The following is a 14111-nucleotide window of genomic DNA, read 5'->3' as shown; positions in this document are numbered from 1 at the left end:
TCTGGTGTGGCAGATGATTATCTTGTGCGGATCGGCCGGTTGATCCGGGATGCGCGTCAGCATCGTGGTTGGACGCAGCTGCAGTTGGCGGATGCGCTGGCGACGAGTCAGAGTGCGGTCAACCGGATCGAGCGCGGCAACCAGAACATCAGTCTTGAGATGATCGCCCGGATCGGTGAGGCGCTCGACAGTGAGATCGTGTCGCTGGGTTATGCCGGGCCGATGCATCTGCGGGTGGTGGGCGGGCGGCGGCTGTCGGGTTCGATCGATGTGAAGACGTCGAAGAACGCGTGTGTGGCGTTGTTGTGCGCGTCGTTGCTGAACTCGGGGCGGACGATTCTGCGCAAGGTGGCGCGGATCGAGGAGGTTTACCGGATTCTGGAGGTGCTCGCGTCGATCGGGGTGCGGGCGCGGTGGATCAACGAGGGCAGCGATCTGGAGATCGTTCCTCCGGCGCGGTTGGAGCTGGAGGCGATGGATACGGAGGCCGCCCGGCGCACCAGGAGTGTGATCATGTTCCTGGGGCCGTTGATGCATCGGACGGAGCAGTTCCAGATTCCGTATGCGGGTGGGTGTGATCTGGGGACGCGTACGGTGCAGCCGCACATGTCGGCGTTGCGGCCGTTCGGGCTGGACATCACGGCGACGGGCGGGTTCTATCACGCGCGGGTGGATCGGGGGGTGTCGCCGTCGCGGCCGATCGTGCTGACCGAGCGGGGTGACACGGTGACGGAGAACGCTCTGCTGGCGGCGGCGCGGCATGACGGGGTGACGGTGATCCGCAACGCCTCGTCGAACTACATGGTGCAGGATCTGTGCTTCTTCCTGGAGCAGCTCGGGGTGCGGGTGGAGGGGGTGGGGACGACGACGCTGACGGTGCACGGGCTGGCCTCGATCGAGCGGGACGTCGACTACTCCCCCTCCGAGGATCCGGTGGAGGCGATGAGCCTGCTGGCGGCGGCGGTGGTGACGTCGTCGGAGCTGACGATCTGCCGGGTGCCGGTGGAGTTCCTGGAGATCGAGCTGGCGGTGCTGGAGGAGATGGGGCTCGATTGCGACCGGGGGCGTGAGTACGCCGCGGCCAACGGGCGGACCCGGTTGGTGGATCTGACGGTGCGCCCGTCGAAGCTGGTCTCCCCCATCGACAAGATCCATCCGATGCCGTTCCCGGGGCTGAACATCGACAATGTGCCGTTCTTCGCGGCGATCGCGGCGTCGGCGCAGGGGTCGACGCTGATTCATGACTGGGTCTACGACAACCGGGCGATCTATCTGACGGAGCTGACGCGGCTGGGGGCGTCGGTGAAGTTGCTGGATCCGCATCGGGTGCTGGTGGAGGGGCCGACGCGGTGGCGTAGCGCGGAGATGATGTGCCCGCCGGCGTTGCGTCCCGCGGTGGTGGTGCTGCTGGCGATGATGGCGGCGGAGGGCACGTCGGTGCTGCGGAACGTGTATGTGATCAATCGGGGTTATGAGGATCTGGCGGAGCGGCTGAACGCGCTGGGGGCGCGCATCGAGACGTTCCGCGACATCTAGCGTTTGTGTCGGTGCCGGCCGCTACGGTCTTGCTCGGATCTTGTCGTGTCCAGCGAGAGGGTGGTGGCCGGTGCGGCCTGCGGAGCTCGACCGGGTGACGGTGGCGGAGGCGGCTGACCGTTATGTGGAGTTGGTGCGGGCCAGGACGGTGACGGGGGCGTTGTCGCCGTCGACGGCGGAGGTTTACGCGCGGGACGTGGCGACGCTGGTGGAGCTGGCGGGCGAGGCCACGGTGCTGGATGATCTGACGGGCGCGGACGTCGATGCGATCCTGCTGGCGTTCGCGCGCCGGCCGGACGGCAGGCGCGCGGCGGGCTCGGGCGAGCGGGGCGGCGGGCAGTCGCCGGCGTCGCAGGCGCGCTTTCGGCGGTCGATCTCGGCGCTGTTCAAGCACGCGGCGCTGGCCGGGTGGGTGCAGCTCAATCCGATGACGGGGTCGGCGGTGACGGCCAAGGAGCGGGGCGGGCTGCGGCCGCAGCGGCGGGCGTTGACGCGGGAGCAGGCCCAGGGGCTGATCGGGGCGGCGCGGGCGGTGCCGGACGCGGTGGCGGACGCGGTGCCGGCGGGCAAGCGGCGCGATCAGCGTACGGAGTTGCGGGATGCGGTGATCGTGTTGCTGCTGGCGACGGTGGGGCCGCGGGTGTCGGAGCTGGTGCGCGCCAATGTGGAGGATTTTTTCACCAATGACGGGGTGCGTTACTGGCGGATCTTCGGTAAGGGCGGGCGGACGCGGGATGTGCCGTTGCCGGAGGATGTGGCGCGGGTGTTGCAGGAATATCTGGCGCGGGGGCGGCCGGCGGTGCAGGACAAGGCGCTGCTGTTGTCGTGGCGGGGGCGGCGGCTGGCGCGGGGGGATGTGCAGGCGGTCATCGACCGGGTGCAGGCGCGGGTCGATCCGGATCAGCGGCGGTCGGTGACGCCGCATGGGCTGCGGCACACGACGGCGACGCATCTGCTGGCCGACGCGGTCGACATGGACGCGGTGCGGCGGGTGCTGGGGCACAGTGACCTGTCGACGTTGGGGCGTTACCGCGATGAGCTGCCGGGTGAGCTGGAGGTGGCGATGAGGGCGCATCCGCTGCTGCGGGGCGAGCCGGGTGGCCCGCGCGAGTCCGGCTGAGCGAGCGGCCCTGCCTGGCCTGCATCGAATGCGCCGCCCGCTGCCTGCGCGCCGGCAGGAGCGAACAAGCCGAAGTCAGCGTCTTCGAGGGGTGCGGCTCGCGCGCGAGTGGGATAACTATACCGGTATTAGTATCCGGGTATAGAGTGGTGGCCATGGTGCGACCTCCGCTGACCCCTGAAGAGCGGCTCCGTGGCGAGCAGCTCGGCTCGACCCTTCGGCAGGCCCGCGGCGAGCGCAGCATCGTCGAGGTCGCGGCGGCCGCGGGCATGTCCGCCGAAACGCTGCGCAAGATCGAGACCGGCCGCATCGCCACCCCCGCCTTCTTCACCATCGCCGCCCTGGCCGACGTGCTCGGCATCTCCCTCGACCACCTGGCCGTCCGCTCCACCCCCGCTCCCACCTGATCCCGCTTCCGGTCGGCCGGCGGGCCCTCCCGGCTGTTGCCCGAGCTCCGTCCCGGGGACGAAAGCCGCTCCCCGGAGGCGTTCACGTGGAGCCGCTCCGGGCGTTAGCCGGGGTGTGACGTGGGGCCGGCGAGCCATCGGTCGAACCATGCGCGGGTGCGCCGCAGCACGTCGATCTGGTGGCTGCGTTCCTGGATCGAGTGGCCTTCCTGCGGATAGACGACGAACTCGTGCTCGACGCCGAAGCGTCGCAGGGCGCGATGGAAGTACGTGGCCTGGCCGACCGGCACGTTCGTGTCGTCCTCGCCATGCAGGATCAGCACCGGCGTGCGGATTCTCGAGGCGTGGGAGATGGGGCTGAGCCGGTCGTGGCCGTGGGGACCGGTTCCTTCCCAGCCGCAGCTCCCGCTGAGGCCCGCCTCCAGGGTTCCCCAGTCGCCGGTTGCGACGAGCATGCCCCAGTCGCTGATGCCGGCACCCATGACCGCGGCCCTGAACCGGCTCGTCTGCCCGACGGCCCACGCGGTCATGAACCCTCCGTGGCTCCACCCGCCGATCCCGAGCCGGTCCGGATCGGCGATGCCGTCGGCGATCAGCAGGTCGATGCCGCTGACGATGTCCGTCCATTCGTCCATGCCGACCGCGCCGGCGACGGTAGCCGCGAATGCGTGGCCGTGGCCCTCGCCGCCGCGTGGGTTGGGCAGGAAGACCGCGTAGCCGGCGGTCGCCAGCCATTGTCCCGACGGGAGCACGTCAAGCATGAAGCGGTCGGCGTACCTGTCGTACGGGCCGCCGTGCACGAGCGTGATGAGCGGGAACGGGCCGTCGCGACGGCTTCTTCCGGCCGGCAGGATCAGCAGCCCGTCGAGGTCCAGCCCGTCGGACGCCTTGTAGGAGAGGCGTTCCTGTCTCCCCCACTCGATCTCGCGTGTCTCCGGCCTGGTGTCGCTGAGCCGCACGAGTCGATCGGGCCGCCCGGCGTGGATGTCCAGCGGCTGGTACGCCGTGCTCGCCGCCGCGGCGACCACTTCTCCCGCCGTGCTCGCGGTGAGCCAGGCGAGCAGGCCCTCCACGGAACACACCGGCTGAAACCGCCGTGTTTCTGGATCGAGCCGGTAGATCGCGGTGTCGAGCCCGTCGGCGAACAGTGCCAGTGGCGGTCCGGCCGCGACCTGCGCCAGGCCGGACGGGCAGACGGTCATGCCGCTGGTCAGGTTGCGGTGTTCTCCTGGCGAGCCGATCTCGGGCACGGCGAGGTCGAAGACGGCCCGCCCCCCGACCGGTCCGGGGAGGGTCGTCGCCAGGTAGCACAGGTGCCAGGCGCCGTCTGCGCGCCACCAGGTGGGCGAGGATGCCTGCGAAGCGGCCTCGCCGAGCGCCTGGACCTTGCCGGTGTCCAGGTCGACCGCATGCACCTCGCAGGCCAGGCAGCCGGGGTCGGGCTCCGGGGTCGCCCAGCTGAGTATGGCGAGGGGGCCGCCGTCCGGCCGCTGCGCCACTTCGACGACATGCCTGTCGCCGAGCCCGTCCACCATGCGCGCCCGCCCGGAATCCAGCTCGAGCACCCACAGCCGGCCCTGGGGCGCCCGTTCTCCCCACACCTTGGCGTCGTCGCGTTCGGCCGTCCTGCGCTCGTCCTCTTCGGTCGGCGGCTTCGCGGCCACCACCGCGATCCGCCGGCCGTCGGCGAGCGGAAGGTAGCCCGAGATGCCTGCCCGCCAGGCGGTCAGCGGCTCCGCCTCGCCGCCCTCGAGGGATATCCGGTGCAGCTGGATGGTGCCGCGCCGCGCCCGATCCGATCCGAAGTAGAGCGAGGTCGAATCCGGCGCCCAGCAGCGTGTAGGCGACCCAGCGGCCGTCCGGGGAGATCACCGGCTGCAGCGGGCGGGCACTGTCCACGACCAGGTGCGGCGTGAGCTTACTCGGCAAACTCGTCCTCCAGCGTCAAAGGTGGCCCCGGACAGCCGCCGCCGGTGCGCCCTGCCCGCCGGGGTCGAGAAGGCCCGCCGAGGCCCTCGTCGCAGAGCACCGGCAGGCGGAGAAGGCGCGGGTCGCTGCCGGTGTCCTCTGCGCTTGGCCTCCTCGGAGGCCGGGAGAGGTCAGGCGGTGAAGGGGCGGACGGCGGTGACCGCGCTGACCGGCAGGGGGCCGTACAGGTGGGGGAAGCCGTTTTCGAGGCGCACGTCCAGGCCCGCCGGGTCGATGTCGAGAACGAGCAGCGGCTCGGTGACGTCGGCGTAGAAGGTGGAGTGGACGCCGCGCAGCTGGGCCAGGTCGCGGCTGCAGTGGATGAAGCCCACGTCGTCGAGGGAGCGGCCCAGGGTCGAGACGCGGTACTCCCCCGCCTGGCGGGCGCTGTGCCAGTCGGCTCGCAGGGCGAGATGGTGGATCGTCATGCGGTCCATTCGCGGTCGAGGATGGCGTAGACCGCTTCGCTGACCCATGCGCCCTTGACGATCTCGCTGTCGATGAAGGTGGCCTCGTGGCGCATGCCGAGCTTTTCCAGGACGCGGGCGGAGGCGGCGTTGGCGGCGTCGAGGCGGCCGATGACGCGGTGCAGGCCGAGGCTGTCGAAGGCGAGGCGGAGCAGGGCGCGGCCGGCTTCGGGGGCGTAGCCGTGGCCGTGGTGGCCGGGGTGCAGGACGTAGCCGATCTCGCCCTGGCGGTTGGGCTTGCTGGTCCAGATGAGCAGGCAGTTGCCGACGAGCTCGCCGCTGTCGCTCAGGGTGATGGCCAGGTCGAGCGCGTCGCCCTCGTCGAGGAGGGCGGTCTGGGAGATCTTCTTGTCGAGGAAGGCGCGGCTGGTGTCGCGGTCGCGGGGCCCCCAGTAGAGGTGGCGGGTGACCTCGGGAAGGCTTTCGTAGGCGTGGACGGCGTCGAGGTCGCCCGGGGTGAACGGCCGCAGGGTGAGGCGGTCGGTGGTGAGGGGATAGTGGGGTTTGAGCACGGGGGCAGTGTAGGGAGCGGTGGCGGGGGCGGCAAAGAGTTTTCCGTCGCCGGTGGCTGGGTCAGTGGGCGCCCGCGAGGTTGAGGACGACGACGCCGCCGATGATGAGCAGGATGCCGCCGATCTTGAGCGGGGTGAGGGTCTCCCCCAGGAACACGGCGCCGATCAGGGCGATGGCGGCGGTACCGGCGCCGGACCAGACGGCGTAGGCGGTGCCCACCTCGAGGTGGAGTTTGAGCGCCTGGGCGAGCAGGACGAAGGAGACGATGTAGCCGGCGGCCACGACGGCGCTCCAGCCGAGATGGGTGAAGCCGTTGCTGAGTTTGAGCGCGGAGGTGGCCAGGACCTCGGAGACGATGGCGAGGGCGAGCAGGAGCCAGGCCATGGGTGGTCATCCCCCAGACGGTGAGCGGTGCGGGCGTACCACTTTAGGCCGGGGGTTGTGGCGCGGCTCTGGGCGAGGTGCCGGCCGACGCGTGGCGCGCGCCCCACGTCGCGGCGCGTCCGGCCGGCGGGGAGCGGGCGGGTGTGCGGGAACCGCTTGAAAACGCAGTCGAATGCGTGTTCCACTGGGGGGTGTGGCTTGGGACGCGCTTTCGCTGGTTGAGGCCGCCGACGATCGCCCGCTGATCGAGCGGCGCGCGGTGGTGCGTGGCGGCTTCTACGAGCTGCAGGCCCGCACGATGATCGAGCGGGTGCCGCAGGCCGCGGGCATCGCCCAGAGGTGGGCGCTGTCCCCTTACCGCGGTTGCGCTCATGCCTGTCTCGGGTGCGGCGCCCGTGGCGGGCACCGGCGGCTGGGGCTGGACGCGGGCGGCGATTTCGACACGCGCATCGTGGTCAAGCCCAACGCGGTGGCGCGGTTGCGGGCGGAGCTGGCGCGCTGGGACGGCCGGGAACTGGCCGTCGGGGTCAGCGGCGACTGCTACCAGGCGGCCGAGGAGACCTACCGGCTGATGCCCGGCGTGATCGCGGCGCTGGCAGGGGCGGGGGTGCCGTTCACCGTCTACACCAAAAGCGCGCTGGTGCTGCGCGACGCCGGGCTGCTGGCGCGGGCGGGGGCGCGGGTTGCGGTGTCGATCGCGTTCGTCGACGAGCGGATCCGGCGGGCGGTCGAGCCGGGCGCGCCCGGCGCGCAGGCGCGGCTGGAGCTGGTGTCGGCGCTGGTGGAGGCGGGCGTGGACTGCCGGGTGCTGATGGCCCCGGTGCTGCCGCTGCTCAGCGACGCCGCCGACCAGCTGACGGCCACGGTGCGGCGCATCGCGGGGGCGGGCGCGCGGGCCGTGGAGCCGGTGGTGCTGCGGCTGCCGCCCGGCACCCGGGCGTGGTATGCGCAGTGGCTGGCACGGGCGCATCCGCACCTGGTGGAGCGCTATGAGGAGCTCTACGATCGTGCGGGCCTGCCCTCCCCCGGCTACGAGGAGCGCATCACGGGGCAGATCGCCGGGCTGTGCCAGGTGTACGGGATGGCGTGCGGGGCGCCGCCGCCGCGGCCGCTCGAGCCCAGGGCGGCGCAGCTCGCCCTCGTGTGAGCCCGGAGACGTCGGCAAAAAGGGTTCGACGGCGCTGCTAGCGTGCTGGCCATGAATGTCATCGATGGAGAGGCGTTCGCCGAGCGCGGGTTCGCCAAGGTCGAGGCTGTGGTGCCGCGCGAGGTGGGCGACGCGGCCAGGGCGCTGCTGTGGCAGCGCATCGGCCTGTCTCCCGACGACCCTTCGGGGTGGACCAAGCCGGTGGTGTGGACCGCCGACCTGACCGGTGAGGGGCCGTTCGGGCAGATCATGGGCAGTGAGCGGCTGCGCGCCGCGCTGGACGCGGTGGCGGGGCACGGCAGGTGGGTGCCGCGCGGCAGCGCGGGCAACATCCCGGTGCGGTTCCCGGGGGTGGCGCCGGCCGATGACCGCGGCTGGCACATCGACGCCAACACCGTTCTGCCGGACGGAGGCTACGGGGTGAGCGGGCGTCCGCAGACGCTGCTGCTGCTGGTGCTGATGTCGGAGGTGGGGCCGGACGACGCGCCGACCAGGGTCCGGGCCGGCAGCCAGCGGGACGTGGCCGCCCTGCTGGACGAGCGGGTGCACGACCCGGCAGAGCTGGGGCCGCTGCTGGACGCGGCGGGGCGGGAACGGCCGGTGGAGCTGGCCACCGGCCTGCCGGGAGACGTGTACGTCGTGCATCCGTTCACGGTGCACGCCGCCCAGGAGCATCGGGGTGAGCGGCCGCGGTTCATGGCGCAGGCGCCGGTGTTCCTGGCCGGGCCGCTGGCCCCGGGCGACGACTCCCCGCTGGGCAGGGCCGCGGGCTGGTCGTGACGGCCCGCCTGCGGGGGTGCGCGCCGGAGCGCCCCGGCGGGCGGGTGCGAGGACGCGGGAGGTTCAGCGTGAGCCGGACTGCAGGTAGGTCAGGACGGCTCTCACCCGCCGGTTGTCGTCGTCGGAAGGGGCGAGTCCCAGCTTGAGGAAGATCGCCGTGATGTGCTTGCCGACCGACTTCTCGGTGATGAACAGCCTGCCGGCGATGGCGGCGTTCGAGCGTCCCTCGGCCATGAGCTCGAGCACCTCGCGTTCGCGCGCCGTCAGCCCGGAGAGCGGTTCGTCGCGGCCGCGCCGGGTGAGCAGCTGGGCGATCACTTCGGCGTCCATCGCGGTGCCGCCCGCGGCCACCCTCCGTACGGCGTCGACGAATTCGGCGACCTTGCCGATGCGGTCCTTGAGCAGGTAGCCGACCCCGTTGCCGCTGGAGAGAAGTTCTCTGGCGTAGAGCTGTTCGACGTACTGCGACAGGATCAGCACCGGCAGGCCGGGCTGGGTGCGGCGGGCCTGGACGACCGCGCGCAGGCCGTCGTCGGTGAGGGTGGGCGGCAGCCGTACGTCGACCACGGCGATGTCCGGCCGGTGCCGGGTCAGCGCGTCCAGCAGCAGCGGCCCGGTGGCCACGGCGTCGACGACGTCGAAGTCGTGCGCGCCCAGCAGCCGGATCAGCCCGTCTCTGAGCAGAGCGTGGTCTTCGGCGACGACAACGCGCACGGCACCTCCATGATGATCTCGGTGGGCCCGCCGGCAGGGCTGCGCACGGCGAGGGCGCCGTCGAAGACGGACAGGCGCTCGCGGATGCCGGCCAGGCCGCTGCCGTGACGGGGGCGAGCGCCGCCGGCGCCGTCGTCGCCGACGACGAGCCGCAGCACGCCCTCCTCGTACGTCAGGCGCATCCAGGCGCGGCCGGCGCAGCTGTGCTTGGCGATGTTGGCCAGCGTTTCGACGGCGGCGAAGTACATCGCCGACTCCACCGGCGGCGAAGGACGCCCGGCCACGCCGAGGTGCGTGCGCACCGGCACCGGGCACAACATCGCGGCGGCCTCGAGGGCGCCGGGCAGGCCCCGGTCGGCGAGTACGGGCGGGTGAACGCCCCGGACCAGATCCCGCAGCTCGGCCAGCGCGGTGGTCGCCGACTCCCGCGCCTCCACCACGAGCCGGCGCGCGTGCTCGGGGTCGCCGGCGATGGAATGCTCGGCCAGTCCCAGGCTCATCGTGAGCGCGACCAGCCGGGCTTGGGCGCCGTCGTGGAGGTCGCGCTCGATGCGGCGAAGCTCGGCCGCCTGCGCGTCGACGGCGGTCGTCCGCGAGGCGGTCAGCTGGGCCACGCGCGCGGCCAGCTCCGCACGGTCGGATGGCATCAGCAGATGCCAGGTCGCCTTCGCCTGCAGGCGGCTCAGCCAGGGCAGCAGGAGCCACGCGGTCAGGAGGAGGAGCGCGGCCACGAACGCCTCGGCCACCTTGCCGGGCAGGTCCTTCGGCTTGCTGATCACCGCCGCGGCCGCGAGCAGCAGCCCCGCCGGCGGGAGCGCGGTGGCGATGGCGAGCGGCCCGAAGGCGAGCAGCCAGCGCAGCTCGCGCCGCGTGCGCGGGTCGCGCAGGCGCGCGCCGAGCCGCCGGACGAGCCCGCCACCGTACGGTGGCCTGACGGTGGGGAGCGGGTCGCCGTGGGCGGCGCCGAGCACGCGCGCGGCCCGTTCGCGCTGCAGCCCGGCCAGCACCCGGACCAGCGCCAGCCCTTCGGCCAGCACGGGCAGGCCCAGACCTGCCACGGGCAGCGCCACCAGCCCGGCCAGGACAAGTGCTGTCAGCGACAACGCCGCGACGCCTGCGGCGAGGCCGAGCGCGAGGTGGCCCGCGGAGGCCGTGCGGCGCCGTGCGTCGGCGCGCAACCGCTGCACGAACATCCTTCGTCTCCCTTCGTCGGGGCCTATTGTCGCGCCCCGCGCATGGCCGCGCAGTAGACCTGGACCCCCCTCCCGGTGGGGGTCCCTGCCCCGGCCGGGTGGAGGTTCAGCTCCGTGGTGGCCGGTGCGGGCGGTCGTGAGGATGGGTCCCATCCCAGCGACGAAGGAGTTCACCCGTGCGCGCACGCCTCACGATCACCGCCGTTTCGGCCCTCGTGGCCGTCTCCCTGCCGGCCACCCACGGGCCGGCCACCCACGGGCCGGCCACCCACGGGCCGGCCACCGCAGCATGGGCCGCCGACGGGCCGCTGCTCCGCGACCGGGACTGGGGGCCGTGCCCCGCCGGTTCCGCGCCCTCAGGCGGCTGGCCCGCCGAGGCCAGGTGCGCCACCCTGCGGGTGCCCCTGGACTACGGCAGGCCGCGCGGGCGGACGATCGCCATCGCCGTCTCCCGCGTGCCGGCCGCCGGGCCGGGACGGCGGGGCGTGATGTTGTCCAACCCCGGCGGCCCGGGCGTGCCCGGGCTGGCCAGTACGGTCGCCTTCGCCGTCATGGGCCCTCCGGCCGTGCAGCGGGCCTTCGCGCAGTACGACCTGATCGGGTTCGACCCGCGCGGAACCGGCAGGAGCAACCCGATCTCCTGCGGTCTGACCGGCGAGCAGATCATCGACGCCCAGGTGCCGTTCCCGCGGCCCGGCGACGCCTCCATGGCCGAGTCGATCGCCGCCTCCTGCGCGCGCAACGCCGCGCCCGTGTCGGCGCACATCACCACCGCCGACACCGCCAGGGACATGGACCTGCTGCGCAGGGCACTGGGCGAGGAGAAGATCTCCTTCTACGGCAACTCCTACGGCACCTACCTGGGCGTCGCCTACGCCACGATGTTCACCCGGCACACCGACCGCGTCACCCTGGACTCCAACGTCGACAGCCAGCACGGCTGGTACCACCAGAACCGGCTGATCGGACGGGCCACCGAACGCCGCTTCGACGACTTCGCCGCCTGGGCCGCCGGCCAGGGCCTGCCGCTCGGCGCGGACGCCCCCGCCGTCCGCGCCCGCTTCCTGGCGCTGGCCGGACGCCTGGACGCCGACCCGGCGGGCGTCGTCGACCTCACGGTCGACGGCCGCCGGCTGCGCATGGCCGCGTACGCGCTGCTGCGCTCCGACACCACATTCCCCGCCCTGGCCGGGCTGCTCCAGCATCTCGACCGGCTCCCGGGAGCGCCCGGCGAGAAGGCGGTCCACGAGCTTCTGAGCGCGCTGACCGACGCCGTCACCGCAGGCGGCGACGGGGAGGTCTCCGCCTACCTCGCCGTACGGTGCTCCGACACCGCATGGCCGCGCGAGCTGGAGGTGTACCGGCGCAACACCCGGGCCGACGCCAGGCGTTACCCCATCACCCAGGGCGGGTTCGCCGGCGTCGACGCCTGCGCCTTCTGGCCGGGCGGGCCCGCCGGCGAACCGGTCAAGGCCGGCCCCCGCGGCCCGCGCAACATCCTCATGCTCAACAACACCCGCGACCGGATCTCCGACCTCGGCGGGGCGCTGGCCACCCGCCGCGCCTTCGGCAGGAGGGCGGCGTTCGTCACCGTGCAGGGATGGAACCACGGCATTCTCGGCAACGGCAACGGCTGCGCCGACGCCCTCATCGCCGGCTGGATCGGCCGCGGCGCCCTGCCCGGCAAGGACGTGTCCTGTCCGGCCGGCCCTGAAATCCGCTGACCGGCCGGGCGTCACGACCGGGATCGGAAGGCGGCCACTTCCTCGGCTGCCTCGTTCAGGGGCGGCCCCGGCGTTCGTGGACCCGGAGGGCCGGTGGACCGGTTGGGGCTTGCTGTCCAGACGGCGGATCCGCCGTGGTCGGGGTTCGTCCCGGCGAGGTCACTACGGCGCCGTCAGCCGCGGCGACCCGGGGGGCAGGACGGTTGGGGCTGGACCGGCGGGTGTGTGGGGCACGGGTATCGGGCTCCGGTGGTCGCTGGGGCGGGTGCCGCGCAGTCGTTTGAACGCCACGCTCAGTGCGAAGGCATTGGCGTAGCCCACCTTCCTTGCGATCGTGTCCACCGTGTGGTCTGTCTCGCGCAGCAGGTCGGCGGCCAGGGCGATCCGCCAGCTCGCGAGGTAGGACATCGGCGGTTCGCCGACCAGCGCGGTGAAGCGCCGGGCGAGCGCCGCCCGCGACACCCCCACCTTGGAGGCCAGGTCCGCCACCGTCCACGGGTGGGCGGGGGCGTCGTGGAGCAGTCGCAGCGCGGCGCCTGCGACCGGATCGTTCAGCGCGCGGCACCACGCCGGGGCGTTGGTGTCGGGGTTGTCGAACCAGGTGCGCAGCGCGGAGACCAGCATGAGGTCCAGTAGCCGGTCCAGCACCAGCTGTTGTCCCGGACGGTCTTGGGCGATCTCTTCGGCCACCATCTCCGCCGATGGGTAAGGGCCTCCCTCGGTCGACACCACCAGCACAGCGGGCAGGGCCCGCAGCAGCCGGTCACTGAGTTCTCCCCAGCGCTCGAAAGCACCGCTGACCAGCACGGGGGCCTCGTCGGATGGCGTTCCGCAGGTCCGGGCGGGTCTGGAGGCGTGGTCGACGCCTTCGGCGCCCGGGCAGTAGTCGGCGCTGGTCACCACCAGCGAGGGTGTGGACGCGGGGTCGTCGGCCACGGTGTAGGGCACATCACCGCGGACGACGGCGATGTCGCCGACGCCGATGGGGACCGGTTCGTGCTGGTCGACAACGATCCAGGCGTGACCGTTCAGCATCACGGCCAGGGTCAGCGGGGCGCCGCCGGCCATCCGCAGTGCCCAGGGCGGTCGCATGATGGTCCGCCGGAAGACGGCGCCGCGCGCGCGTACCTCTGCCAGTAGCTGCGACACGGCGTCCACGCCCCCACTGTAGACGCTGAGACATCAAAGTGAGCTATCCGGCCATGGTCTGTCCCGTCGGCAGCCGGTTGGCTGGGGCCATGACTGAACTTCCGATTCTGGTGACCGGTGCGACGGGGAAGTCCGGCCGCCGCGTCGTCAGCCAACTGCGGGCCAGGGGCCTGCCGGTTCGCGCGGCGGGCCGCAACGGCGAGCACGTCTTCGACTGGACCGACCGGGGCACCTGGGACGCCGCTCTGGAGGGCGTGCGGTCCATCTACATCGTGCAGTTGGACGGCACCAAGCTCGTCCGCCCGTTCGTCGAGCGGGCGGCGCGGCACGGGGTGCGGCGAATCGTACTGGCCTCCGGGCGCGGGATCGACATGCCCGGCTACGCCCAGGACAGCAGCGGCGTCCTGGAGGGCCTCCTCGACAGCGAGACCGCCGTGCGGGAGAGCGGGCTGGAGTGGACGATCAGCAGGCCGGGCTGGTTCGCGCAGAACTTCAGCGAGGGCTTCTTCGCCGACGCCGTCCGTGCCGGTGAACTGCGGCTCCCCGCCGGCGACGGGGCGACCGCCTTTGTCGATGCCGAGGACATCGCCGCGGTGGTGGTCGCCGCGCTGACCGAGGACCGGCACGCGGGCCAGATCTATGAGCTGTCCGGCCCTCGAGCGGTGACGCTGGGCGAGGCGGTCGCCACGATCTCTGAGGCCACCGGCCGCGAAGTACGGTACGTGCCGCTCTCCGTCCAGGGCTACGTCGCCGAACTCGTCCAGCAGGGATGGCCGCCTGCGGACGCCGAAAGCTTCGCGGACGTCATCGAGCCCCTCAGGACGGGCAAGGACGAATACGTCTCCAACGGTGTGCAGCGGGCCCTTGGCCGCCCACCGCGGACCTTCGCCGAATTCGCCAGGTCCACTGCCGCCGCAGGTGGCTGGCCGGCCTGACCTCCTCATCCGGGATGACCCATCAGAACCGGCGGCCATCCAGGGCCATCACGGGCCTGGACGACCGCCGGTTC

14 protein-coding genes are annotated in these 14111 nt (G+C 72.5%); 7 read left to right on the top strand and 7 right to left on the bottom strand.

The genetic code is table 11. The features are described 5' to 3' along the window. The first annotated feature begins 6 nt into the window (after positions 1–6). The 3 genes from ACZ6SA_RS27400 (at position 7) to ACZ6SA_RS27390 (ending at position 3063) form a co-directional block, all read left to right on the top strand. Positions 7–1536 (top strand): helix-turn-helix domain-containing protein, encoded by a 1530-nt coding sequence (locus tag ACZ6SA_RS27400; protein ID WP_347645160.1) that lies wholly within the window; start codon positions 7–9, stop codon positions 1534–1536. Positions 1537–1606: 70 nt separating this feature from the next. Continuing rightward, the gene (locus ACZ6SA_RS27395; RefSeq protein WP_465831262.1) at positions 1607–2656 is read left to right on the top strand and encodes a tyrosine-type recombinase/integrase; all 1050 of its coding nucleotides are present in this window, start codon (positions 1607–1609) and stop codon (positions 2654–2656) included. Positions 2657–2811: 155 nt separating this feature from the next. After that, the gene (locus tag ACZ6SA_RS27390; RefSeq protein ID WP_347624403.1) at positions 2812–3063 is read left to right on the top strand and encodes a helix-turn-helix domain-containing protein; all 252 of its coding nucleotides are present in this window, start codon (positions 2812–2814) and stop codon (positions 3061–3063) included. Positions 3064–3167: 104 nt separating this feature from the next. Here the strand turns inward: ACZ6SA_RS27390 and ACZ6SA_RS27385 are convergent, their stop codons facing one another. The 4 genes from ACZ6SA_RS27385 to ACZ6SA_RS27370 all read right to left on the bottom strand — a co-directional run bounded on the left by ACZ6SA_RS27385 (position 3168) and on the right by ACZ6SA_RS27370 (position 6395). Next, positions 3168–4727, bottom strand: coding sequence for an alpha/beta hydrolase family protein (locus ACZ6SA_RS27385; RefSeq protein ID WP_465831259.1), 1560 nt, complete (start codon positions 4725–4727; stop codon positions 3168–3170). Positions 4728–5162: 435 nt separating this feature from the next. Then, positions 5163–5459, bottom strand: coding sequence for a DUF952 domain-containing protein (locus ACZ6SA_RS27380; RefSeq protein WP_443152677.1), 297 nt, complete (start codon positions 5457–5459; stop codon positions 5163–5165). Next, positions 5456–6010: a GNAT family N-acetyltransferase gene (locus ACZ6SA_RS27375; RefSeq protein WP_347645167.1), complete on the bottom strand. Its 555-nt coding sequence runs from the start codon at positions 6008–6010 to the stop codon at positions 5456–5458. The genes ACZ6SA_RS27380 and ACZ6SA_RS27375 overlap by 4 nt, the downstream gene beginning before the upstream one ends. Positions 6011–6071: 61 nt before the next feature. Beyond that, the gene (locus ACZ6SA_RS27370; RefSeq protein WP_443152678.1) at positions 6072–6395 is read right to left on the bottom strand and encodes a DMT family transporter; all 324 of its coding nucleotides are present in this window, start codon (positions 6393–6395) and stop codon (positions 6072–6074) included. 193 nt (positions 6396–6588) lie between these two features. Between ACZ6SA_RS27370 and ACZ6SA_RS27365 the strand changes: the two genes are divergently transcribed. Together ACZ6SA_RS27365 and ACZ6SA_RS27360 are read left to right on the top strand one after the other, a co-directional pair. Then, positions 6589–7542 carry a radical SAM protein gene (locus ACZ6SA_RS27365; RefSeq protein ID WP_347648095.1) on the top strand — a complete coding sequence of 318 codons (954 nt, stop codon included), beginning with the start codon at positions 6589–6591 and terminating at the stop codon, positions 7540–7542. A gap of 51 nt (positions 7543–7593) precedes the next feature. Continuing rightward, entirely contained in the window at positions 7594–8322 is a 729-nt protein-coding gene (locus tag ACZ6SA_RS27360; RefSeq protein WP_465831255.1) for a phytanoyl-CoA dioxygenase family protein, read from the top strand. Between the two features lie 63 nt (positions 8323–8385). Here ACZ6SA_RS27360 and ACZ6SA_RS27355 read toward each other — a convergent pair whose 3' ends face one another. Together ACZ6SA_RS27355 and ACZ6SA_RS27350 are read right to left on the bottom strand one after the other, a co-directional pair. Next, positions 8386–9036: a response regulator transcription factor gene (locus tag ACZ6SA_RS27355; protein WP_465831253.1), complete on the bottom strand. Its 651-nt coding sequence runs from the start codon at positions 9034–9036 to the stop codon at positions 8386–8388. Beyond that, the gene (locus tag ACZ6SA_RS27350; protein ID WP_465831251.1) at positions 8988–10229 is read right to left on the bottom strand and encodes a sensor histidine kinase; all 1242 of its coding nucleotides are present in this window, start codon (positions 10227–10229) and stop codon (positions 8988–8990) included. Before ACZ6SA_RS27350 ends, ACZ6SA_RS27355 begins: the two co-directional genes overlap by 49 nt. Before the next feature lie 176 nt (positions 10230–10405). Between ACZ6SA_RS27350 and ACZ6SA_RS27345 the strand changes: the two genes are divergently transcribed. Then, positions 10406–11953, top strand: a complete 1548-nt coding sequence (locus ACZ6SA_RS27345; RefSeq protein WP_465831249.1) for an alpha/beta hydrolase — start codon at positions 10406–10408, stop codon at positions 11951–11953. Between the two features lie 162 nt (positions 11954–12115). Here ACZ6SA_RS27345 and ACZ6SA_RS27340 read toward each other — a convergent pair whose 3' ends face one another. Beyond that, complete coding sequence (locus tag ACZ6SA_RS27340; protein ID WP_465831247.1) at positions 12116–13111, bottom strand: AraC family transcriptional regulator; 996 nt, start codon at positions 13109–13111, stop codon at positions 12116–12118. Positions 13112–13191: 80 nt separating this feature from the next. Here ACZ6SA_RS27340 and ACZ6SA_RS27335 point away from each other — a divergent pair, with 80 nt between their 5' ends. Continuing rightward, positions 13192–14037: an NAD(P)H-binding protein gene (locus tag ACZ6SA_RS27335; protein ID WP_465831245.1), complete on the top strand. Its 846-nt coding sequence runs from the start codon at positions 13192–13194 to the stop codon at positions 14035–14037. Positions 14038–14111 lie beyond the last annotated feature (74 nt).

The organism is Nonomuraea sp. NPDC049378, from assembly GCF_055586745.1.
The sequence above is the reverse complement of the archived record's forward strand: the minus strand, read 5'-3'. Positions and strand labels throughout refer to the sequence as shown.